The following is a 19,000-nucleotide window of genomic DNA, read 5'->3' as shown; positions in this document are numbered from 1 at the left end:
CGGCGTGTTGGGCATGAACGCCGCGATGATGGAGGACTACCTCAAGTTCATCGCCAACCGTCGTCTGTCGCAGATTGGCTTGAAGGAAGAATACCCAGGCACCACCAACCCGTTCCCGTGGATGAGCGAGATCATGGACTTGAAGAAAGAGAAGAACTTCTTCGAGACCCGTGTGATCGAGTACCAGACCGGCGGCGCGCTGAGCTGGGATTGATTCCGAAGCCAAGCTGCATCAAGAAGCCCTGACTCGTTCAGGGCTTTTTTATGCCCCGTGTTTGGCCATTTCTTGAAGCACATCGCACCAGACACCGCGGTCAGAAGGGTTCGGATCGCACCAGCAATGCTGTAGCCTTGTGCCCCTATTGCCATCAGCCATTGATACGCGAGCAAACGCCTGCTGTCACAGCTGATGCACAACCCAATTCATTCGATAGGACCGAGGCCAACCCGTGAACCCAGACATGCTCGAAGCCGGCCCCGCTGATGCCAAAGTACTTTCCGTCTTTGACTTCGACGGCACCCTGACCCACCACGACAGTTTTGTGCCGTTTCTCAAGTTTGCCTTCGGCAAGGCTGAGTTCTGCCGGCGCATGGTGAAGCTGGCGGTGCCTGGGCTGCGGTTTTTGTTGCGGCTGACCAGCCGGGATGAATTGAAGGCGCAGTTGATCCGTACCTTTATGACCGGCGTAGAGAAGGCTTGGGTGCAGCAGCAGGCGCAAGCCTATTGCCAGGCGTATTGGAACAAGTTGATGCGCCCGAGCGGCTTGCAGTCGGTGGCGGATGAGTTGAAGTCCGGCGCGGTGGTGACGCTATGCTCGGCGTCGCCGGCGCTGGTGTTGCAACCGTTTGCCGATCGGCTGGGGATCAAGTTGATTGGCACCGAGCTTGAGGTGGTCGACGGGGTGTTGACCGGCAAGCTCACCGGGAATAACTGCCGGTGCGAGAACAAGGTGCTGCGCCTTGAAGCGGTGTATGGGGACTTGGGGGAATATCGGCTCAGGGCCTGGGGTGATACGCGCGGGGATCGCGAGTTGCTGGCGGCGGCGCAGGATGCGCATTTTCGGCATTTTCATACGAAGAAGAAAAAGCAGGCTCGGTTGCAGCGGTGATACCAGTGGGGGGTCGGCAAAGAAGACTGAGTCGATCCCTTCCCAGCCTCGCTGGGGCTCGACAGCTCCACATTTGGTCGGTGTGAGGCTGAAGGTCGCGCACTAGCATGGGGTGCTAGGGGTCTATGTCTGATCGTTTTTTGCAATCGAGCAGATTTAACGAAAAATACTGGTTAAACGGCGCTACGCCGCAATCCAGTTCTCCACAATCAAGCCATCGACTCGCTTGAACTCACCTTCGTTGTTAGTCACGAGGACCAATCCTGAACTTCTAGCGTGCCCTGCAATATGAAGGTCATTTACACCGATTGGTGTGCCCTTCTTCTCGAGATCAGACCGGATCGAGCCGTAGTGAAAAGTGGCTTTCTCATCGTAATGTAGGACGTCGAGCCGAGAAATGAAGTCTTCCACCGCTCGCGTATTTTTCTCAACGAACTGGCTTTTTTCTGCCCCATGCATCAATTCTGCGAGGGTAATTGAAGAGATCACCATACGACCCACGTTGCCATTGAATTTTTCCAGTACTTCGATGGGGCGACGCTTGATGATGTAGATCACAATGTTGGTATCAAGCATGTACTTAATCATCAAAGGACTCTCGCTCTTGCTGGGTCTGATCGGCGCGTTCCTCCATAAAATCATCAGATACCGATTGGCCTGCAAGAAAAAAGCTGTCCCACGTGTTTTCAACCGGCGAGATAATCAGCTCGCGCCCAACAGCGCGGACCTCGACCGTTTTTACACCGGCGGGAAAACGCATGTCAGCAGGGATACGAATGTTTTGCGTCCGATTGTTGGTGAAGACCGTTCCGGAAGACATAAGGAACACCTCTCAGAGGTTGGAAAGACTGGGAAGAATGATAGTTTGCTCACGCTCTATTGCATAGCTCTATGGCAATCATCCGACGAGTGTCTAAAGCTCGAACACGTGATGCGGCCTTAACTCGTATAGGTAAACTGCCGCGTTGACACAAACGGCGAGTTTGACACGCTCCCGAATTGACCCCATTACCGCCTCGCCTGGGCTCGACGGCTCCTACAGTTAGATAGTTTTATTGCTGATATTTGAGGCAAATCCCGCTATTAATAGCGAAACCTCTCACGGACCCGAGCCCCATGAAATTCGACACGGCGTACAGCCTGAGTCTCGATGAAAAACTGTCGATCTACGACGTACGAGACCTGAATTTCGACGAAACCACCGATTTCGACTCCGACAAGGAGCGCTTCCTCTGCCCCAACGATGAATGCCGCGCAGCATTCGATTCAGGCAATGCGCTGAGCACCTTCAACGCAAAAAACGTCAACTATCAGCGCACACCGCATTTCAAGAACAAGACCGGCACCCGGCACATCGACGGCTGCCGTTATGCCAGCACGCACAAGGCCGCATCGGGTGAAAGTGACGACGGGCGCGAGGACAATTTCCCCTCGGAGTTTGTGCTCACCCGCCGTCAGTACGAGCGCAAAGCCCCCGTCGCCGGCGTTGAAGGAAACACCCCGCAAGATCCAACGAAAGCGCCTTCGAACCGCAGCAGCACTTCCCACAGCGCCAGCGAGAGCACTCCAGACAAAACCAGCGTGTTCGCCCACCCGGTGGAATGCTTCGTGTCGAATATCGACGACAAGGACAAGCTTAAACGCATGCCCTTGAAGATCGGCGACCATACCGCGACCTACTGGGCGTTTTTCAAGAAGATCGAATACCTGCAAGACAACAAGGGCCTGATCTACTGGGGCAGGATCAAGGCGATCAAGAACTACACCAGCAGCTTTCGCATCGACTTTGAAAAGAAGGTGTGGCTCGACAAGAAGCCTTACTCGGTGAACGTCTACCTGAGTAAAAAACTGATCGAGAACTACCGCAAACGCAAGGCGTTCCTGGAGCAGATCAAGGCCGCGGCGGACAGTGAACAGCCGTTGTATTGCTTCTTTTACGGCGTGACGCCGGAGCTGAAACAGGTGCCCAGCAAGAAGAATCCCGAGCAGACGTTCGGGGTGTTCAGCGTCAACATCGAAAACCTCGACCACCTGATTATTCGGGAAGCGCCGGGGGTGGAATAGCGGCTCGCCGAGAGCCCATGAAAAAATCCAGTTGATAGACGGTCAAAACAACTGTACAAAAACACAGTATAGTTTGCCCTCCCCCGTCAAACCCTGGAGAAACCCCATGTCCTCCCTGGCAATGAGCTCTTTCGTAGAACAGCAGATCGTCCTGCACCAATTCACCGCCAAGCACAGCGCACAGGCCCGCGCGATACTGGGCTGGAGCCGCGAAGACCTGGCCCGCCAGGCGGGTGTGGCGGTGGAGGCGGTGCAACGCTTCGAAAGCCACGCCGACGTGGAGGATGAAACCCGTTTGACCCTGGCGTTCCGCCTGGAGGCGGAAGGGCTGGTGTTTTTTCCGGGATTTGCGCCGGGGTGGGGGATGAATGTGCGCAGATCCCTCATAGCCCCGACCGCCCCCTCCGAGCCAGGTATTATCTCGCGGCTGATGAGTTCAACAGCGGCACCCGTTGATTCACCAGCCTCTCAACCAAGCGGTGCGTAAAGGGCTGACGCATTGCCTACCGATCAAAGCTGCGGTTTAGTGGACACTTGAGCCGCCTGCTCATACCCATGGGCTATTGCGAGCAATGTGGCTTCGGACCTGTCGGTGCCGAAAAAGTAGGCGCCGGTCGGCAGGCCGTCATCATTTTTTCCAGAAGGCACGGTGATTCCGGGATAACCCGCTATTGCGACGCCGAAGTAACTATTCGTATCGAAGTCCGACACCATGGCGTCCAGGTTTTCTTCTTTGATCGGATCGTCCACTGTGCTGCGAAAATCCTGGATGAGTTTGTCCCAACCCTCTTTGCGCTCTTGCGGCGTAAGGCTGGAGGTATTGATTTTCTTGAGCCCTGGCTGGTGGTCCGTCTCAGTGCCATCGCGGTCGTCATTGAAATGGATCAACTCAGTCAGTGACTTGACAGGTAGCCCCTCGCGCGTGACCAGGTAGCGGTTCAGCTCTTCCTTAACGTCCGAAAGCAGCAGGTCCTCGTACTGCGATGCGTCTGCCAGGCGCAGATTGACCGGTACCAATACCGCGCCTTGCTCGCGAAGCACTTCCAGGGTTTTGCTGAATTGCGGGCTGTTTTCCACCGGCAGGCTTTCGCCGTCCTTGGTAAACGTCGCAGGGTAACCAATCCGCTTACCTTTCAACGCACCCGGGACCAGCAATTGGGTGTAATCGATCCCTGAAGAGGCTGTCGGACCTTCAGGGTCACTCGACATGGCGTTAAGCATCAACGCAACATCGTGTACCGAGCGGGCCATTGGGCCAGGCGTATCTTGCCTTTGGCTGGCAGGGATAATCCCGTCACGATCCAATAAGCCGACGCTGGGTTTAAGTCCCACTACGCCATTGAATGCAGCCGGCACGATGATCGAGCCATTGGTTTCGGCACCCACCGCCAAGGGCGCCAATCCCGCCGCAACCGCTGCAGCCGAACCGGAACTGGAGCCGCCAACATCGGCGTCCGGGTGGTGCGGGTTACGTGTTTGCCCGCCCCGGCTGCTCCAGCCATCAGGTCCCCCGCGAAAACCAGCCAACTCAGTCATATTGGTTTTGCCCAGGATCACCGCGCCCTGCTTGATCAGGTAATCGACGAGCGGAGCATTCTTGCCGGCAGGCGTACCCACAAGCCCAAAGGCGCCTGCACTGGTTTGCATGCCCGTGGTCTCGATGGTGTCCTTGAGCAAAATGGGAATGCCATGCAATGGCCCGCGAACCTTGCCACTGGCGCGCTCACGATCCAACTCGCGCGCGGTCTCCAATGCCTCGGGGTTGAGTTCGATCACGGACTTCAATTGCGGGTCCAGCGTACGAATACGCTCTTGCAGAAAACTGACCAGATCAACCGACGTCATCCCGCCAGGCCTGCTCATCTGCTCACCCAGTTCACGAACACTCGCGTATTCGGTACCAGGAGGGACTGGTCTTGCAACCATTGGGGAAGGGCCTGCCACCGTATGCTGCACAGCACGCTGGATTAACGAATACACACCATAAGCAATCCCGACCATAAGCGTCTCCCGAGGTCAAAAAAAACGAAGGATCAGGTCGATCCGTCCGTAGTCTAAAAACCCCAGCCCTCAAACGCGGCCAGCCAATGACCACTCACCGCGTGGGAGGATTCAACGCGTCCCGTAGTGATCCACTACGCGCCAGCAACCTGCTGGCGATACGCCTGAACCAGCGCCGTCAACGAATCCCGCGACCACCTCGCGCCATAAAACCGCAGTTGCACGCCATCCTCCAGCGGCTCGCAAAGGCTGGGATACCCGTTCAGGCATGCATCATGAAACGCGCTGCTCAGGTCGTCGGATACCAGGGCATCAAGGCGATGCCGGGTCACGAGATCATCGATTTCGTTTATGACCTGCAAGGTGAACTCAACACTGTCGTTCGCACGTTGTGCATCCACCGCAACCAGTTGCGCGCCGGCTTGGCGCAGAGTGTCGAAGGCTCGGCGCAAGGCGCTGCTGTGTTCGACAGGTTCGGCATGACCGCCGCACACATACCGCCCGGCAAAACCGATACGCCAACCGGCCAACATCTGGGTAGCGGTGTAGCTGGTGTTATTCAGCACCAGCGGAACTTCCACCATTACAGGCCCTGTGGGCTCGATACCGCTCAGGGCGATAAGGGATAACGAAGGGTCCCGCACAGTTCTCACCAGCGGAGGCAACGCGTTGTATCCCGGAATACGTACAGCGCTGTCGGAGTGCTCGGCACCAAAGACGATACCGGAAGGGCTCGTAGGGTTGATTTTCAGCGAGGAGGCTGCAGGCTCAAGGCAGGCAAGTTCCGCAGAAACTGGCGACGCTGCCCCAGGCCCACACGGCGTGCCCAATTGCCATTTCTTCTTACAATCGAGTTCCATCAGCACCGACCCCGGAAAATGAAATTGCCGAGATCATCGCACTCTCAACTGACATTTGTCGCAGGACTGAAACACCCTGAAAACTCCTTTTTACCTACCCACTGTGCTTCAGCCCGCAACCTGCTCCTGCACTCCTTGAGTCTCCACCTCCAACCACCACGCGTGCCCACGCTCAGGCTGATTCAAGCTGAACGGCTGGCCCATCGCTGGCGTGGTGATCGACACGTTGCGCTCCCACGCCAGGGCCATGATGCGGTCGAAGGGTTCGTGCCAGGCATGGAACGCCAGGTCGAACGTGCCGTTGTGAATCGGCAGCAACCAGCGCCCCTTGAGGTCGATGTGCGCTTGCAGGGTCTGCTCAGGCTGCATGTGTACGTGGGGCCAATCAACGTTGTAAGCACCCGTTTCCATCAGTGTCAGATCAAACGGGCCGTATTGCTCGCCGATGCGTTTGAAGCCATCGAAGTAGCCGGTATCACCACTGAAGAAGATCCGCCGCGCGCCGTCGATCATCACCCAGGAGCACCACAGCGTCTGGTTGCCATCAAACAAACCACGCCCGGAAAAATGTTGCGCAGGCGTGGCAACAAAACGCACGCCATCGACTTCACTACCCTGCCACCAATCCAGTTGCCGCACCTTCGCAGGATCAACGCCCCACTTGACCAGAATGTCGCCCACACCGAGCGGCGCCAGAAACCAGCGGGTCTTCTCGGCCAATTGGACGACAGCCTTGTGATCAAGGTGGTCGTAATGATTGTGGGAAAGAATCACCGCCTCCAAAGGTGGCAGCTCTTCAAGGCTGATGGGGGGCTGATGGAAACGCTTGGGCCCGGCCCAACTGAACGGCGAGGCACGCTCGGCGAACACCGGATCGGTGACCCAGAACTTGCCACGCATTTTCAGCAGTACGGTGGAATGCCCAAGGCGAAACACGCTGTGGTCAGGGGCGGCCAGCAGTTGCTCACGGGTCAGCGGTAGCACCGGGATCTTGCCCACCGGTCGCGTACTGCGCGGCTTGTTGAACAACATGTTCCAAAAAATGCGCAAGGTCTTGCCAAACCCACCGTGCTGCACGGGAGCGTCGTTACTGAAGTGGCTGTGTTCCTGCTCGGCAGGCTTACGCGCCTTGGACGAAGGGGCAACACGGGATGAGATCGTGGCCATTACCAGGTGACTCCTACGGACCGCTCAAAAGTTACACTGCACAGTGTAGTTTCAAGATTGCAACAAAAGCCGGAACAAGTAAACTACCGAGTGTAATTTTCCCGAAAGAGCCCAACACCCGCCATGACTGCCCCTCAACGCCTCACCGACCGCAAACGCGAAGCCATCGTGGCCGCCGCCATCGCCGAGTTTCGCGCTAACGGTTTCGAGGTCACCAGCATGGACAAGATCGCCGCCACCGCCGGCGTTTCCAAGCGCACCGTGTACAACCACTTCCCGAGCAAGGAAGAGTTGTTCGCGGAAATCCTCCATCAACTCTGGGCCAGCAGCGTCGCACAGTTGGACGTGAGCTACGCCAGCGAACGCCCGCTGCGCGAGCAATTGCGCGGGTTGCTGGAAGCCAAGATGAAGATGATGGCGGACGCCAATTTCCTCGACCTGGCCCGGGTCGCCATCGCCGCTACCATTCATTCGCCGGAACGTGCGCAAGACATGGTTACCCGCCTGAGCAAACGCGAAGAAGGCTTTACGCAGTGGGTCCGCGCCGCCCAGGAAGATGGCCGGCTCAGTTGCACCGATCCGGCGTTCGCCGCCCACCAGATCCAGAGCCTGCTAAAGGCGTTCGCGTTCTGGCCCCAGATCACCCTCGGCCAACCCACCCTCGACGCTGCCAGCCAAGCCAGCGTGATCGAGTCGGCCATCGACCTGTTCCTGGCCGGCTACGAAGTGCGCCCCGCCAAGCCGTTGTAAAACCTATCGTCGAAACGACATCGTGGGTCGCTTTTGACGCATTCGCCCTCTGTTTTGCGCAAATGGCCTGTAAGGCCACTGATTATTGCGTTGCAAATAACTGACAATAATCAACGTATTATCCGATCAACGGTGAACCCGGGATCGCGCACTGTTGCATCTGCAAAATTGAGCTGACTCAGAACCTATGGAAAACAGACAGGGCAAAGGGCTTTCGTTTGCCAAGCGTATCTACAAGCCAAGGATTATTGGCCTGGGCATCGGCAGCATCAGTGTCGCCGCCGCCCTATACCCGCTGGCCATGCCCGGCTGGGTCTGGGCGTTCCTGCTGTTCAACGGCTTTGCCTGGGCGCACGTGGCGTATCAACTCTCAACCCGTGCCCAATTCCCCTACCAGGCCGAACAACGCAACCTGCTCTACGACTCGTGTTTCGGTGGGTTCTGGGCGGCTGCCACCCAGTTCACGCCCCTGACCGCCGTGACGATCCTGTCGATGATGGCCATGAACAACGTCGCCGCTGGTGGCAAGCGCCTGTTCCTGCGTGGCCTGCTGGCACAGGCCGTTGGCGTCGCCGCCGCATGGCTATTGTTCGGCGCCCGATTCAATGCGGATGTCAGCCTGCTCCAGGTCTATGCCTGCCTGCCGATGTTGACCCTCTACCCCATGGCCATCGGTACCGTCTGCTATCAATTGGCGATAAAGCTGTCAGAACACAAGCGCGCCCTCAGCGCGCTGAGTCGCACCGACAGCCTCACCGGCCTGCTCAACCATGGTTCCTGGAAAGACCTGCTGCACATCAAGTTCCACAAGTGCCAGCAACAACAGAGCCATGCCACCATCGCCCTGATCGACATCGACCACTTCAAACAGATCAATGACACCCACGGGCACATCGTCGGTGACGCGGTCCTGCGCCAACTGAGCCTGGAACTGCGGCGCAACCTGCGGGAAAACGACTTGGCCGGGCGTTACGGTGGCGATGAGTTCTGTGTGATTCTTCCGCAAATGCCGTTGGAAGATGCCGCGCAAGTGATGGAGCGCATGCGCGAAACATTCGGCAACTACCGCAACCCGCAAATTCCTGAATTGCGCGTGAGCTTGAGCATCGGCCTGGCCGATTTCCAGCCCTGCTTCAGCGATGCCGCCATGTGGCTCAACGCCGCGGATCGTGCGCTGTACGCCGCCAAAGCCAGCGGCCGCAACCGGGTCAATGTCAGCGACTTTCCCGTCGCCCATTCGGCCTAAGTTGTCCTACGACACCTCGTCTGAATTTCCTACCCACCGCCCACGGCGATAGCATAATGCCGCCATTGGTCGCCTCCGGTGAAAAGTGCCTGCCCCTGGCCGAACTTCTGACGCACCGCGCGACTCTGAAGCCGTTGTTCAACCCCTGCTGTCAGCACCCGGAAGCTGACAATGAGCACGTCAACCGTAGCGTCAGGCGCTCTACGGGGGCAGGCGACTTTGCATGGATAACCCCGAAGCTTGCTTGCCCGAGCACCCGAATATGCTATTCAACGCCCACAAAAAAACCATCGCTACCCTGCAACACACGGTGGCCCAACAGGCCAGCCTGCTGGACGCCATCGAGCGCTCCATGGCGGTCATCGAGTTCGACCTGCAAGGCAACGTACTGCGGGCCAACGACAACTTCCTCAAGGCCATGGGCTACCGTGCCGAACAGATCCTGGGCCAATCCCACCGGCTGTTCTGCACGCCCGTATTCGCGCGCAGCGCCGAGTACAGCCAGTTGTGGACGAACCTGCGCAATGGCCAATTCCAATCCGGCACGTTTGAACGTGTGGCGGGCACCGGTCAATCGGTGTGGCTTGAAGCCAGCTACAACCCGGTACGTGACGAGGCCGGCCGTGTGGTCAAAGTGGTGAAGTACGCCATGGACGTCACACCACGCATGCAGGCCGAAAGCGAAGCCAATGCCAAGTTGGATGCCATCGGCCGCGCAATGGCGGTGATCGAGTTCAACCTCGACGGCACCATCATCACCGCCAATGAAAATTTCCTACAGCGCATGGGCTACAGCCTCACCCAGATCCAGGGCCAGCATCACCGCCTGTTCTGCACGCCGGAATTGGCCAACAGTTCGACCTACAGCGACTTCTGGCGACGCTTGAACCAAGGCGAGATGTTCAGCGGCCAGTTCGAACGCCTGGATAAACAGGGCCACACCGTGTGGCTCGAAGCCAATTACAACCCGGTGTACGACGCCAGCGGACGCCTGTGCAAAGTGGTCAAGTTCGCCTCCGACGTCACCGCCATGGTGCAACAGCACAGCGCCGACGCAGCCAGCGCGGCCCAGGCCTATCACATCTCCCTGAGCACCCGCGACATCGCGGAAAAAGGTGCCGAGGTGATACAGCAAACCGCCAGCGGCATGCGGGAAATTGCCGCCGACATTGACGGATCCTCCCAATTGATCGCCAAGCTCGGCGAGCGCTCACAGCAGATCACCGCCATCGTCAATACCATCCGTGGCATCGCCGACCAGACCAACCTGCTGGCGCTGAACGCCGCCATCGAAGCCGCGCGAGCCGGCGAGCAGGGCCGGGGATTTGCCGTAGTGGCCGATGAAGTGCGGCAACTGGCGGCGCGCACCAGCGGTTCCACCGCGGAAATTTCCAGCATGATCGCGATGATCCAGGACGAAACCCGCCAGGCCATCCACAGCATGGACGGCACCCGCGACCGCGCCGCGCAAGGGGTCGACCTGGCCAACCGCGCCGGCACGGTGATCCTGCAGATTCGTGAAGGCACCAGCGAGGCGGTACAGGCGGTGAGCGCGTTCGCCAATGAACGCGGCGGCAGCTGACCCGATCTTCATGCGTAGGGGCCGAGGGCTCGGTCTATAGTGATTGCCTGTCTCTATGTTGATGATCCGAGCCCGCCATGACCCCAGATAAACCCGAAGTCGACCACCTGCGTTTTCACCGCCCCCACGCCCACCTGGCGCCGACCTTTGGCAACGACACCTTTGCCCTCAAGGCCGAAGCCTTCGCGCGCTTCTTCGGCACGCCGACCTTCCTTGGCGCACAGACCGCCATCGTGGTGTTGTGGGTGGTGCTGAACATGACCGGCGTCACGCACTTTGACGTGTACCCGTTTATCCTGCTCAACCTGGCCTTCAGCCTGCAATCGGCCTACGCCGCGCCGTTGATTCTGCTGGCCCAGACGCGCCAGGCCGCGCTCGACAAAGCCCAGTCCGACGCCGACGCGCAGCACCGCGAAGCCTTGGCCGTGGCCAACACCGAACGTCAGGCCCAGGCCGCGCAGACCACCAAGCAGTTGCTGGAATTGCTGGAGCAAAACACCCGCCTGACGGAAATGACCAAGCAACTGACCGAGCGCATTGAAACCCTGACGTGTGAAATGCACGAGCAGTTCGTACGAAAGCCTCAAGACCACTGATGAACCCTTGTGGGAGCGGGCTTGCCCGCGATAGCGGTGTGTCAGCCACAGAATCGGCCACCTGACAGTCCGCTATCGCAGGCAAGCCAGCTCCCACACAAGCCCGCTCTCACATTAGATTCGTGTTGTGCTTACGGCCTTGCCCAACTCATCAAACAACGTCACCACCGAGCGAAGCGCCCGGCAATCGGGGCGGGTGAGCAGCCACAGTGCCGTGTCATGCCCAGCCAACGCCGGTCCCAACGGTTGCAAGCCTTCATCCAGTAAGAAATCCGGCAACGCCGCCACACCCAGCCCTGCACGCACCAGCTCGGTGACCGACAACATGCTGTTGCAGCGGTAACTGAGGCGTACACCCGGCAAATGCTCGCGCCGCCAGACGACTGTCGGGTGATCCGGCAGGAAGTCGTCCGGCGCGATCCACGCCAACTCGGCCAGTTCACGGCCCGCATGCTGGCGGGCATAAGCCGGACTGGCGCAGACCTGATAGGCGACTTCACCGAGGTAGCGTCCTACAAGATGTTCCGGCGGTGTCTTGGTCAGGCGTAGGGCGATATCTGCATCGCGGCGGCTGAGGTTGGCGAAGTCATTCGAGGTACTCAGCTCCAGGGTCAGCGCCGGATAATCCGGCATGAACTGCGCCAGCGCCGGCAACAACAAACCTTGCAACACCGAGTCGGTACAGGTCAGGCGCACGGTGCCGCTGATCACTTCACCGCCCTGCTCCACACCAATGCGCGCCGCCTCCAGGGCTTGTTCGGCGCGCTCGGCCTGCTGCGCCAAGTCGCGGGCCAGGCTGGTGGGCAGATAGCCCGTGCGGCTTTTTTCAAACAGCGTCTGGCCCAGCGCCGCCTCCAGGCGCCGCACCGCGCGAAACACCGTAGACACATCCACACGCAACAACCCCGCCGCTCGCGCCAGGGTTCCACCGCGCACCAGCGCGAGGATCAGCGACAGGTCCGCGTGTTCGATTTGATAGTGCGTTGCTGCATTGAACATATGGGTAAACGCCAATATTGATTGCGCGAACGCCAATCTATAGTGCGCTCCAGGACACCACAAGCCATGGGATGCACACGATGACAAGCACGACGCTGAACCTCGCCCTGATCGGCGATTACAACCCTGAGGTGACCGCACACCAGGCCATTCCCGTGGCACTGCAACAGGCAGGCGACTCACTCGGCCTGACGGTTCACCTGCATTGGCTCGACACCGATACACGCCCGTCATTGCATGGCTTCGACGGTTTCTGGTGCGTGCCCGCCAGCCCCTACCGCGACCTCGACGGCGCACTGCGGGCGATCCGTTTTGCCCGCGAGCAGCGGCGACCTTTCCTCGGCACCTGTGCTGGTTTTCAACACGCGCTGCTGGAATATACGCGCAACGTATTGGGTTGGGCGGATGCCGAGCATGGCGAGTTGGCACCCGACGCCAAACGCGCCGTGATCGCACCTTTGAGCTGCGCGTTGGTGGAAGCCGTCGACAGCGTGCGTTTGGTGCCCTACACCCGTATCGCCGAGGCTTACGGCTCGTTGGATCTGCACGAAGGTTACCGTTGCCGCTATGGGGCAAACCCTGAGTTTCTGCACGCCCTGCTGGACGCAGACTTGATTCCCAGCGGCCACGACTCGAACGGCGACTTGCGCGCGGTGGAATTGCTCGACCATCCGTTCTTCGTCGCCACTCTGTTCCAACCCGAACGCGCCGCGCTTAAAGGCATCACCCCGCCGCTGGCCGTGGCGTTGCTCAAGGCTTGCCAGGCGGTGTCGGCATGATCGCCAACACGCCTGCCCCGCCCTACTACGCGGTGATCTTCAGCTCGCTGCGCACCGACGGTGACCACGGCTACGGCGAAGCCGCCACGCGCATGCTGGAACTGGCGCGTGAGCAGCCAGGGTTTCTCGGGGTGGAATCGGCACGGGAGGATGGACTGGGGATTACCGTGTCGTATTGGGAAAGTGAGGCGGCGATCCTGGCGTGGAAGCAGAACGCCGAGCATAGCGCCATGCGCGAACAAGGGCGGGCAAGCTGGTATTCAGCGTTCCAGACACGGGTATGCAAGGTCGAGCGGGCCTACACATTCCAAAACTGAAATGCGGACCCTGTGGGAGCTGGCTTGCCTGCGATGGCGGTAGTGAATTCAACACTGTCATCGCAGGCACGCCAGCTCCCACATTGGGTTCTCTATAACATCGGAAATGTGTTGTGACTTAACTCACTAGGCTACGCAACGCACTGATCTGCGGAATTTCCACCCGGCGCATATACACCCGCAGCGGCTCGCTGATGTTGATGCGGTCGTCGATATTCTGGTCCAGCAGCAACTGGATACGCTCGCGCGACAGGGTCATGGTGTCATCCGTGGCCGGCAGCCAGACAAACTCGGCGGTGGGGATGATGCCGTCATCGGCCACGTCCATGCCAAAGGAGTCTTCGCTGAAACGCACGATGTATTGGCCGGTCTTGCGGTTCAAGCCAACAAATCCGTGGAGTTGGTCAGCGGCCTGGCAGATAAGCTCGGAAGTGATGCGCATGGTAAACCTCACTGAAAAGTCCCACTGGGACTGGAAAGATGGTTTACACGCGTGGCAGAAATGGATGCCCTCTAACGGAGCAGCTCTGCGCAAGATTACTGCAATGCACCACAAAAAAACCGAGAAAATTGACGCCCACGCACGTTAATGTCGGTTTGGTGATAGCGCCATTCGCAATCAATTGTTAAAAAGGAGGCCTTCTAAAAGCTACCTCCTCGAAAGGACTTCGCATATGCCTGTCACGTTCACCAAGAGCGCCCTGCTGCTCGCACTGATGCTGGGCCTTGGCCAGGCACAGGCTGCCGACCCGATCAGCCCGGCTGAATTGGCAACCAACGCAGGCATTCCGTACCCGGCGGTCATCGCCCACCGTGGCGCATCCTACGACGCCCCCGAATCCACCGCCGCTGCTTACAAGGTCGCCCGCGACCTAGGTGCCGACTACCTGGAAATGGACTTGCAGCGCAGCAAGGACGGCGTGCTGTTCGCCCTGCATGACAACAACCTGCAGCGCACCACCGACGTGGCCACCAAGTTCCCCGAGCGCAAAGACGCGCCGGCCAACGAATTCACCTGGAAAGAACTGCAAACCCTCGACGCTGGCAGCTGGTTCAACGCCGCCTACCCCGACCGCGCCCGCCCGGGTTTTGTCGGCCTGAAAATCCAGAGCCTGGACGACATCATCAAGATCGCCGAAGGCAACCCGCAGCACAAACCCGGCCTGTACATCGAGACCAAGGAGCCCAAGCAATTCCCGGGCATCGAAGCCGACCTGAAAAACAAGCTGCTGGATAAGGGCTGGTTGAGCTCCGCCGGTTCCAAGCTGGGCAAGAGCAACACCGGCGTCGGCCAGGGCAAGGGCCGCGTAGTGCTGCAAACCTTCGAAAAATCCAGCCTGGTCGAGCTGCAGAAAGAAATGCCGAACACCCCGAAAATCCTGCTGTTGTGGGTCGGTGAAGGCAGCATCGAGCCAAAATCCAAGCAGACGTTCGCCGAGTCCGGTGAAACCACCAAGGCCGCCTACTACGCCAAGCAGGAGCCGAAAGACGCCGCCGAGTTCGAGAAGTGGGTAGACGAAGCCAAGAGTCTGGGCGCCATCGGCACCGGTCCTTCGGCGGAGCTGACCGCGCACGGCGATCAAAGCTATTCGGACCTGGTCAAGCCAGAGATGAACAAGCTGACCCACGACAAAGGCCTGCTGGTGCACGTCTACACCGTGGATGAGCCGGTGGATTTCGACAAAGTGATGAAGGCCGGCGTCGATGGCATCTTCACCAACCGTGCCGCCGAACTGTTGAAGTTCTACAAGCGCTGGCCGTCGTCCAGCGTGCAAGACCTGCTGAACGACTATAAGTACTGAGTGAAGGCCGAATGGTCGGGCCGCTTGTGGTTGGGCCGTGACTACGGTCTGATCCTCGGCGAGCTGGGGCGCACTGCGCCCCATGCGCACTATGCGCATCAGTTGATGTGCAGCACGGGCTCACCGATCACGGTCAGCCTGGATGGCCAGGTCACCACGGCCCATCGCCTGTTTATCCCTTCGCGACACACCCACGCCATTCTTGAAACACAGGGCGAGGTAACGGTGTTGTATGCCGAACCTGCCGTGTTTGATATCGCCCCTTTGCTGCACGCGGACCTGTCCCTGGAGGCCTTGCGCCAACTGCCCCGGCGCAGCCTGGATGACCCGCGCCTGGAACGCGCCCTCAGCGCCCTGGATCAACAGCTGGGCGGCAAGGTGTCGGCCCAGGCGTTGGCCGAGGCGGCGCACCTGTCGCTCAGCCAGTTGGAGCGCCTGTTCAGCCATCGCCTCGGCGTGCCCGTGCGCCGCCTGGTGCTGTGGCGACGGCTGCGTGTCGCCCTGCAATTGGCCCTCGCCGGCAACACGCTGACCCAAGCCGCACACGGCGCGGGCTTTGCCGATTCGGCGCATTTCTCGCGGACCATGAAGCAGTTGTTCGGCGTCACGGCGGCGGCGTCATTGCGCCAGTTGGATGTGCAACTGCTAGCGTAGCGCGTCGGGCAGTGGCGGCTCCTTGCCGGTACGTACCGGCATAAACGGATCACGCAATTGCGCGCCATAGTCCAGCGGAAAATCCGGCCGGCTGCCAATGCCCAGATCCCCCGGGCCCATGCGGTAGTCATCACGGTAAAACGCGGTGCCCAGCAGCCAGTCCCACAGGTTGAAAAACAAGCCGAAATTCACATCTCCCGCGCGCCCGTATTTCATATGGTGGAAGCGATGCACCGGTGCCCAGGCGAACACCCAGCGCAACGGCCCCAGGCGCATGTCGACATTGGAATGCTGCAACAGCAGTTGCACGGCAATCGCCAACGCCAGCAACAGGGCCACGTCCAGGGGAATGCCCAGCAAGATCAGCGGCAGCAGGCCAGCCGTGGCTTCGAGCATTTGGTGCAAGGGATGTTTCATCAAGCCGTTGAAACCATAGAGCCGCTGCACACTGTGGTGCACCGCATGCAAACGCCACAACGGCGCGATGCGATGGCTGGCGTAGTGCATCAAGGTGATGCCCGCGTCGGCCAGCACGATAGCCATCAGCAGTTGCTGCCACAACGGCCAGCCACGCGGCCAGATGCCATCGAACGCCAGCAACGCCGTGAGCCCCGGCAGGATCAACAGGCCCAAGGCGTTGAGGCTTTCGTTGACCAGCGCATGCAAGGTGTCGCGGCGGCGATCGCCCAGGCTGCGATTCCACTGCGGTTCGTAGGGCAACCACTGTTCCGCCAGGAACGACACCGCCACCGCCGTGGCAAAGATCAACAGCAGCCACTGCGGCTGGCAGAGTGCCCAACCGATAAAGCCCAGCAGAAATGCCGGCGCATAGATCCAACTGACTAACCGTTTCATCCGAGTCTCCCTTTAAATGAGGACCCAGCATGAAATCCTGCGCGCCTGGCGGATTGAACAAACTGCGCAACTGCTTGAATTAATTAAGGGTGAATTAAGTTGCGCTGGCTAACCTGAGGCCACTTAAACAGCTCACCCGAAAAGGACACACACGATGAAAACCCTGACCGCTTTGTTCGCAGCCACCGCCTTGACCCTGACCGCCGGCCTGGCCCAGGCCGACGTGCGCCCTGACCAGATTCCAGGCCTGTTGCAGTCCGGCGCGGTGAAGCCTTTCGAGCAACTGAACAAAGACGCCCTGGCCAAACACCCTGGCGCCACCATCAATGACACCGAACTGGACGACGAAGCCGGTCGCCTGGTCTACGAAGTGGACCTGACCGACACCACGGGCAAAAAGTGGGACGTGAAGCTCGACGCCAAGACCGGCGAAGTGCTGGAAAACAAACTGGATACTTGATCAACACACAGACTGCACCTGTTGATCGTTCCCACGCTCTGCGTGGGAACGCCGCCGGTGACGCTCCGCGTCACGCCTTCAAGAACGGACGCAGAGCGTCCAGGGATGCATTCCCACGCAGAGCGAGGGAACGATCAACCCAGTGTGGGAGCCCGCTCCCACATTTTTTGTACCCAGTCAGGCACCCAACCGCGCCGTCACCTCATTCAACTCCCCCGACAAGCCCCGCAAATTCTGACTCGCCGCTTCCGTACGCTGCACGTTATCCATATTGGCCGTGGCCACCGTGGTGATCTGCGTAATGTTGCGCGAAATGTCCTCGGCCGCCGTCGCGATGTGCCGGTTCATGTCGCGAGCGGCCAGATGCCCGAGTTCATCCTGGCGACGGCTGGCCACACGCTCGGCGAATCGGCCGTGGCTCAGTTGGGTAACGTAGTCGATCGAACCGCGAATCGGCCGCGCCAGACGCTTCTTGAACGCTTCCTGACAAATAGTCAAATTAATGTCACAACGGCGAAATAACTAGAAAACTGTCACAAAACTGTCAAATCCACTTGCAATGATTCGCCTACGCGAACCTGTGAAACGTCCTACAGGCCCTTTGTCTGCGAGCCGCCATGAACCACAGCATTGACCACAGCCACCAGGATCCCGATCTGTTTGGCTTGCTTTACGGTTTCCGTTTTCGCCCCGGCGAAAAGGGCGAGCAGATTGATTCAGCCACGGCCTTGCGGGCCTTGCAGCAACCGGCCGACCCGGAAGAATTTTTGTGGCTGCACCTGAACCTGGCCCACGCCGCGTGCGAGCGTTGGATGCAGACGCACCTGCAATTGCCCGAAGAATTCTTCGAAGCGCTGCACGAAGGCTCGCGCTCCACCCGTATCGAACACGTCGACTCGGCCTTGCTGGCGGTGGTCAACGACGTGGTGTTCAACTTCAGCAGCATGGTCTCCTCGGATATTTCCACCCTGTGGGTCTGCGCCCGCAGCCGCTTGCTGGTCAGCGCGCGCCTGCAACCGCTGCACTCGGTGGACAAGCTGCGCTCGTCGGTGAAGGCCGGCGAACGCTTCCGCTCACCGCTGGAGTTGCTTGTGCATTTGCTGCGCGACCAGGGCGAAGTGTTGACCCAGATCGTGCGCAAGACCAGCATCAGCGTCGACCATATCGAAGACCAGTTGCTGTCTTCACGCCTGTCCACCAACCGCGCCGAACTGGGCGCCGCACGCCGCGTGCTAGTGCGCTTGCAACGCCTGCTTGCGTTGGAACCCGGCTCGCTGCTGCGCCTGCTCAACCGCCCGCCGCAATGGCTGCAAAAGGAAGACGTGAAGGAGTTGCGCAAATCCACCGAGGAGTTTGCGCTGATCATCAACGACCTGATGGCCCTCGGTGAGCGCATCAAGCTGTTGCAGGAAGAAATCGCCGCCAACCTCAACGAGCAAAGCAACCGCACGCTGTTTACCCTCACAGTGGTGACGGTGCTGGCGTTGCCGATAAATATCATTGCCGGTTTTTTTGGCATGAACGTGGGGGGCGTGCCGCTTTCCACAGACCCGGAGGGGTTCTGGATTCTGGTGGCGTTGGTGGCGACGTTTACTTTGATTGCCGGGCGTTGGGCTTTCAGAAAGCGCAAAGACTACTGAACTGGAATGCAGTTAAAAATGTGGGAGCGGGCTTGCTCGCGAAAGCGGTATGTCAGTTATAGATAAGTTGACTGACCCACCGCTTTCGCGAGCAAGCCCGCTCCCACACAAGCCCACTC

The 19,000-nt window shown here is 59.3% G+C and carries 21 protein-coding genes and 3 pseudogenes; 15 read left to right on the top strand and 9 right to left on the bottom strand.

What is annotated here, in order from left to right:
* Both ACZRMO_RS16770 and ACZRMO_RS16765 read left to right on the top strand, forming a co-directional pair.
* Positions 1 to 214, top strand: a pseudogene (locus ACZRMO_RS16770) (ribonucleotide-diphosphate reductase subunit beta); the annotation flags it as partial.
* A gap of 247 nt (positions 215 to 461) precedes the next feature.
* The gene (locus tag ACZRMO_RS16765; RefSeq protein ID WP_124525069.1) at positions 462 to 1,109 is read left to right on the top strand and encodes an HAD-IB family hydrolase; all 648 of its coding nucleotides are present in this window, start codon (positions 462 to 464) and stop codon (positions 1,107 to 1,109) included.
* A gap of 183 nt (positions 1,110 to 1,292) precedes the next feature.
* On the opposite strand, the gene vapC is transcribed toward ACZRMO_RS16765, so the two are convergent.
* Positions 1,293 to 1,697, bottom strand: a complete 405-nt coding sequence (gene vapC, locus ACZRMO_RS16760) for a type II toxin-antitoxin system tRNA(fMet)-specific endonuclease VapC (RefSeq protein WP_463973534.1) — start codon at positions 1,695 to 1,697, stop codon at positions 1,293 to 1,295.
* On the bottom strand, positions 1,690 to 1,929 hold the full coding sequence (gene vapB, locus ACZRMO_RS16755) for a type II toxin-antitoxin system VapB family antitoxin (protein WP_463973533.1): 240 nt from the start codon (positions 1,927 to 1,929) through the stop codon (positions 1,690 to 1,692). The genes vapC and vapB overlap by 8 nt, the downstream gene beginning before the upstream one ends.
* 296 nt (positions 1,930 to 2,225) lie before the next feature.
* Between vapB and ACZRMO_RS16750 the strand changes: the two genes are divergently transcribed.
* Together ACZRMO_RS16750 and ACZRMO_RS16745 are read left to right on the top strand one after the other, a co-directional pair.
* Complete coding sequence (locus ACZRMO_RS16750) at positions 2,226 to 3,173, top strand: hypothetical protein (protein WP_463973532.1); 948 nt, start codon at positions 2,226 to 2,228, stop codon at positions 3,171 to 3,173.
* 106 nt (positions 3,174 to 3,279) lie between these two features.
* Positions 3,280 to 3,660 carry a helix-turn-helix domain-containing protein gene (locus tag ACZRMO_RS16745; protein ID WP_463973531.1) on the top strand — a complete coding sequence of 127 codons (381 nt, stop codon included), beginning with the start codon at positions 3,280 to 3,282 and terminating at the stop codon, positions 3,658 to 3,660.
* A gap of 23 nt (positions 3,661 to 3,683) precedes the next feature.
* Here the strand turns inward: ACZRMO_RS16745 and ACZRMO_RS16740 are convergent, their stop codons facing one another.
* The 3 genes from ACZRMO_RS16740 to ACZRMO_RS16730 all read right to left on the bottom strand — a co-directional run bounded on the left by ACZRMO_RS16740 (position 3,684) and on the right by ACZRMO_RS16730 (position 7,201).
* Positions 3,684 to 5,174 carry an amidase family protein gene (locus tag ACZRMO_RS16740; RefSeq protein WP_463973530.1) on the bottom strand — a complete coding sequence of 497 codons (1,491 nt, stop codon included), beginning with the start codon at positions 5,172 to 5,174 and terminating at the stop codon, positions 3,684 to 3,686.
* A gap of 134 nt (positions 5,175 to 5,308) precedes the next feature.
* The gene (locus tag ACZRMO_RS16735) at positions 5,309 to 5,758 is read right to left on the bottom strand and encodes a hypothetical protein (RefSeq protein WP_463973529.1); all 450 of its coding nucleotides are present in this window, start codon (positions 5,756 to 5,758) and stop codon (positions 5,309 to 5,311) included.
* 384 nt (positions 5,759 to 6,142) lie between these two features.
* Positions 6,143 to 7,201, bottom strand: coding sequence for an MBL fold metallo-hydrolase (locus ACZRMO_RS16730; RefSeq protein ID WP_463973528.1), 1,059 nt, complete (start codon positions 7,199 to 7,201; stop codon positions 6,143 to 6,145).
* A 123-nt stretch (positions 7,202 to 7,324) separates the two neighbouring features.
* On the opposite strand from ACZRMO_RS16730, the gene ACZRMO_RS16725 reads away from it, so the two are divergent.
* The 5 genes and pseudogenes from ACZRMO_RS16725 (at position 7,325) to ACZRMO_RS16705 (ending at position 11,375) form a co-directional block, all read left to right on the top strand.
* Positions 7,325 to 7,951 (top strand): TetR/AcrR family transcriptional regulator, encoded by a 627-nt coding sequence (locus ACZRMO_RS16725; RefSeq protein WP_463973527.1) that lies wholly within the window; start codon positions 7,325 to 7,327, stop codon positions 7,949 to 7,951.
* Between the two features lie 187 nt (positions 7,952 to 8,138).
* Complete coding sequence (locus ACZRMO_RS16720) at positions 8,139 to 9,197, top strand: diguanylate cyclase (RefSeq protein WP_463973526.1); 1,059 nt, start codon at positions 8,139 to 8,141, stop codon at positions 9,195 to 9,197.
* A 223-nt stretch (positions 9,198 to 9,420) separates the two neighbouring features.
* A pseudogene (locus ACZRMO_RS16715) lies at positions 9,421 to 10,227 on the top strand (PAS domain-containing protein); the annotation flags it as partial.
* Positions 10,228 to 10,779, top strand: coding sequence for a methyl-accepting chemotaxis protein (locus tag ACZRMO_RS16710; protein WP_412547887.1), 552 nt, complete (start codon positions 10,228 to 10,230; stop codon positions 10,777 to 10,779).
* A 77-nt stretch (positions 10,780 to 10,856) separates the two neighbouring features.
* Positions 10,857 to 11,375: a DUF1003 domain-containing protein gene (locus ACZRMO_RS16705; protein WP_463973525.1), complete on the top strand. Its 519-nt coding sequence runs from the start codon at positions 10,857 to 10,859 to the stop codon at positions 11,373 to 11,375.
* A gap of 114 nt (positions 11,376 to 11,489) precedes the next feature.
* Here the strand turns inward: ACZRMO_RS16705 and ACZRMO_RS16700 are convergent, their stop codons facing one another.
* Complete coding sequence (locus tag ACZRMO_RS16700) at positions 11,490 to 12,374, bottom strand: LysR family transcriptional regulator (protein WP_463973524.1); 885 nt, start codon at positions 12,372 to 12,374, stop codon at positions 11,490 to 11,492.
* 80 nt (positions 12,375 to 12,454) lie between these two features.
* Between ACZRMO_RS16700 and ACZRMO_RS16695 the strand changes: the two genes are divergently transcribed.
* Positions 12,455 to 13,153, top strand: coding sequence for a CTP synthase C-terminal region-related (seleno)protein (locus ACZRMO_RS16695; RefSeq protein ID WP_463973523.1), 699 nt, complete (start codon positions 12,455 to 12,457; stop codon positions 13,151 to 13,153).
* A complete protein-coding gene (locus ACZRMO_RS16690) occupies positions 13,150 to 13,470 on the top strand; it encodes an antibiotic biosynthesis monooxygenase family protein (RefSeq protein ID WP_463973522.1) in 321 nt (106 codons plus the stop codon). Before ACZRMO_RS16695 ends, ACZRMO_RS16690 begins: the two co-directional genes overlap by 4 nt.
* A gap of 118 nt (positions 13,471 to 13,588) precedes the next feature.
* Here ACZRMO_RS16690 and ACZRMO_RS16685 read toward each other — a convergent pair whose 3' ends face one another.
* Complete coding sequence (locus ACZRMO_RS16685; RefSeq protein WP_124524831.1) at positions 13,589 to 13,912, bottom strand: DUF2025 family protein; 324 nt, start codon at positions 13,910 to 13,912, stop codon at positions 13,589 to 13,591.
* 232 nt (positions 13,913 to 14,144) lie between these two features.
* On the opposite strand from ACZRMO_RS16685, the gene ACZRMO_RS16680 reads away from it, so the two are divergent.
* Together ACZRMO_RS16680 and ACZRMO_RS16675 are read left to right on the top strand one after the other, a co-directional pair.
* Positions 14,145 to 15,272, top strand: coding sequence for a glycerophosphodiester phosphodiesterase family protein (locus tag ACZRMO_RS16680; RefSeq protein WP_124524832.1), 1,128 nt, complete (start codon positions 14,145 to 14,147; stop codon positions 15,270 to 15,272).
* The gene (locus tag ACZRMO_RS16675; protein ID WP_463973521.1) at positions 15,273 to 15,926 is read left to right on the top strand and encodes a helix-turn-helix domain-containing protein; all 654 of its coding nucleotides are present in this window, start codon (positions 15,273 to 15,275) and stop codon (positions 15,924 to 15,926) included.
* On the opposite strand, the gene ACZRMO_RS16670 is transcribed toward ACZRMO_RS16675, so the two are convergent.
* The gene (locus ACZRMO_RS16670; RefSeq protein WP_463973520.1) at positions 15,918 to 16,781 is read right to left on the bottom strand and encodes a sterol desaturase family protein; all 864 of its coding nucleotides are present in this window, start codon (positions 16,779 to 16,781) and stop codon (positions 15,918 to 15,920) included. The genes ACZRMO_RS16675 and ACZRMO_RS16670 overlap by 9 nt on opposite strands.
* Positions 16,782 to 16,935: 154 nt before the next feature.
* On the opposite strand from ACZRMO_RS16670, the gene ACZRMO_RS16665 reads away from it, so the two are divergent.
* The gene (locus ACZRMO_RS16665) at positions 16,936 to 17,241 is read left to right on the top strand and encodes a PepSY domain-containing protein (RefSeq protein WP_463973519.1); all 306 of its coding nucleotides are present in this window, start codon (positions 16,936 to 16,938) and stop codon (positions 17,239 to 17,241) included.
* Between the two features lie 177 nt (positions 17,242 to 17,418).
* Here ACZRMO_RS16665 and ACZRMO_RS16660 read toward each other — a convergent pair.
* A pseudogene (locus ACZRMO_RS16660) lies at positions 17,419 to 17,685 on the bottom strand (methyl-accepting chemotaxis protein); the annotation flags it as partial.
* 173 nt (positions 17,686 to 17,858) lie between these two features.
* On the opposite strand from ACZRMO_RS16660, the gene ACZRMO_RS16655 reads away from it, so the two are divergent.
* Entirely contained in the window at positions 17,859 to 18,881 is a 1,023-nt protein-coding gene (locus ACZRMO_RS16655; RefSeq protein WP_463973518.1) for a transporter, read from the top strand.
* Positions 18,882 to 19,000 lie beyond the last annotated feature (119 nt).

This window comes from Pseudomonas sp. B611 (assembly GCF_055407965.1).
Note: the sequence above shows the minus strand (reverse complement) of the source record. Positions and strands in the feature narration are given on the sequence as shown.

Coding starts and splice junctions, on each gene's coding strand:
- vapB (WP_463973533.1), bottom strand. CDS start 1,929: ATGTCTTCCGGAACGGTCTTCACCAACAATCGGACGCAAAACATTCGT.
- ACZRMO_RS16735 (WP_463973529.1), bottom strand. CDS start 5,758: ATGGTGGAAGTTCCGCTGGTGCTGAATAACACCAGCTACACCGCTACC.
- ACZRMO_RS16695 (WP_463973523.1), top strand. CDS start 12,455: ATGACAAGCACGACGCTGAACCTCGCCCTGATCGGCGATTACAACCCT.
- ACZRMO_RS16765 (WP_124525069.1), top strand. CDS start 462: ATGCTCGAAGCCGGCCCCGCTGATGCCAAAGTACTTTCCGTCTTTGAC.
- ACZRMO_RS16740 (WP_463973530.1), bottom strand. CDS start 5,174: ATGGTCGGGATTGCTTATGGTGTGTATTCGTTAATCCAGCGTGCTGTG.
- ACZRMO_RS16670 (WP_463973520.1), bottom strand. CDS start 16,781: ATGAAACGGTTAGTCAGTTGGATCTATGCGCCGGCATTTCTGCTGGGC.
- ACZRMO_RS16685 (WP_124524831.1), bottom strand. CDS start 13,912: ATGCGCATCACTTCCGAGCTTATCTGCCAGGCCGCTGACCAACTCCAC.
- ACZRMO_RS16730 (WP_463973528.1), bottom strand. CDS start 7,201: ATGGCCACGATCTCATCCCGTGTTGCCCCTTCGTCCAAGGCGCGTAAG.
- vapC (WP_463973534.1), bottom strand. CDS start 1,697: ATGATTAAGTACATGCTTGATACCAACATTGTGATCTACATCATCAAG.
- ACZRMO_RS16655 (WP_463973518.1), top strand. CDS start 17,859: ATGAACCACAGCATTGACCACAGCCACCAGGATCCCGATCTGTTTGGC.
- ACZRMO_RS16710 (WP_412547887.1), top strand. CDS start 10,228: ATGGTGCAACAGCACAGCGCCGACGCAGCCAGCGCGGCCCAGGCCTAT.
- ACZRMO_RS16700 (WP_463973524.1), bottom strand. CDS start 12,374: ATGTTCAATGCAGCAACGCACTATCAAATCGAACACGCGGACCTGTCG.
- ACZRMO_RS16725 (WP_463973527.1), top strand. CDS start 7,325: ATGACTGCCCCTCAACGCCTCACCGACCGCAAACGCGAAGCCATCGTG.
- ACZRMO_RS16690 (WP_463973522.1), top strand. CDS start 13,150: ATGATCGCCAACACGCCTGCCCCGCCCTACTACGCGGTGATCTTCAGC.
- ACZRMO_RS16705 (WP_463973525.1), top strand. CDS start 10,857: ATGACCCCAGATAAACCCGAAGTCGACCACCTGCGTTTTCACCGCCCC.
- ACZRMO_RS16665 (WP_463973519.1), top strand. CDS start 16,936: ATGAAAACCCTGACCGCTTTGTTCGCAGCCACCGCCTTGACCCTGACC.
- ACZRMO_RS16680 (WP_124524832.1), top strand. CDS start 14,145: ATGCCTGTCACGTTCACCAAGAGCGCCCTGCTGCTCGCACTGATGCTG.
- ACZRMO_RS16750 (WP_463973532.1), top strand. CDS start 2,226: ATGAAATTCGACACGGCGTACAGCCTGAGTCTCGATGAAAAACTGTCG.
- ACZRMO_RS16745 (WP_463973531.1), top strand. CDS start 3,280: ATGTCCTCCCTGGCAATGAGCTCTTTCGTAGAACAGCAGATCGTCCTG.
- ACZRMO_RS16720 (WP_463973526.1), top strand. CDS start 8,139: ATGGAAAACAGACAGGGCAAAGGGCTTTCGTTTGCCAAGCGTATCTAC.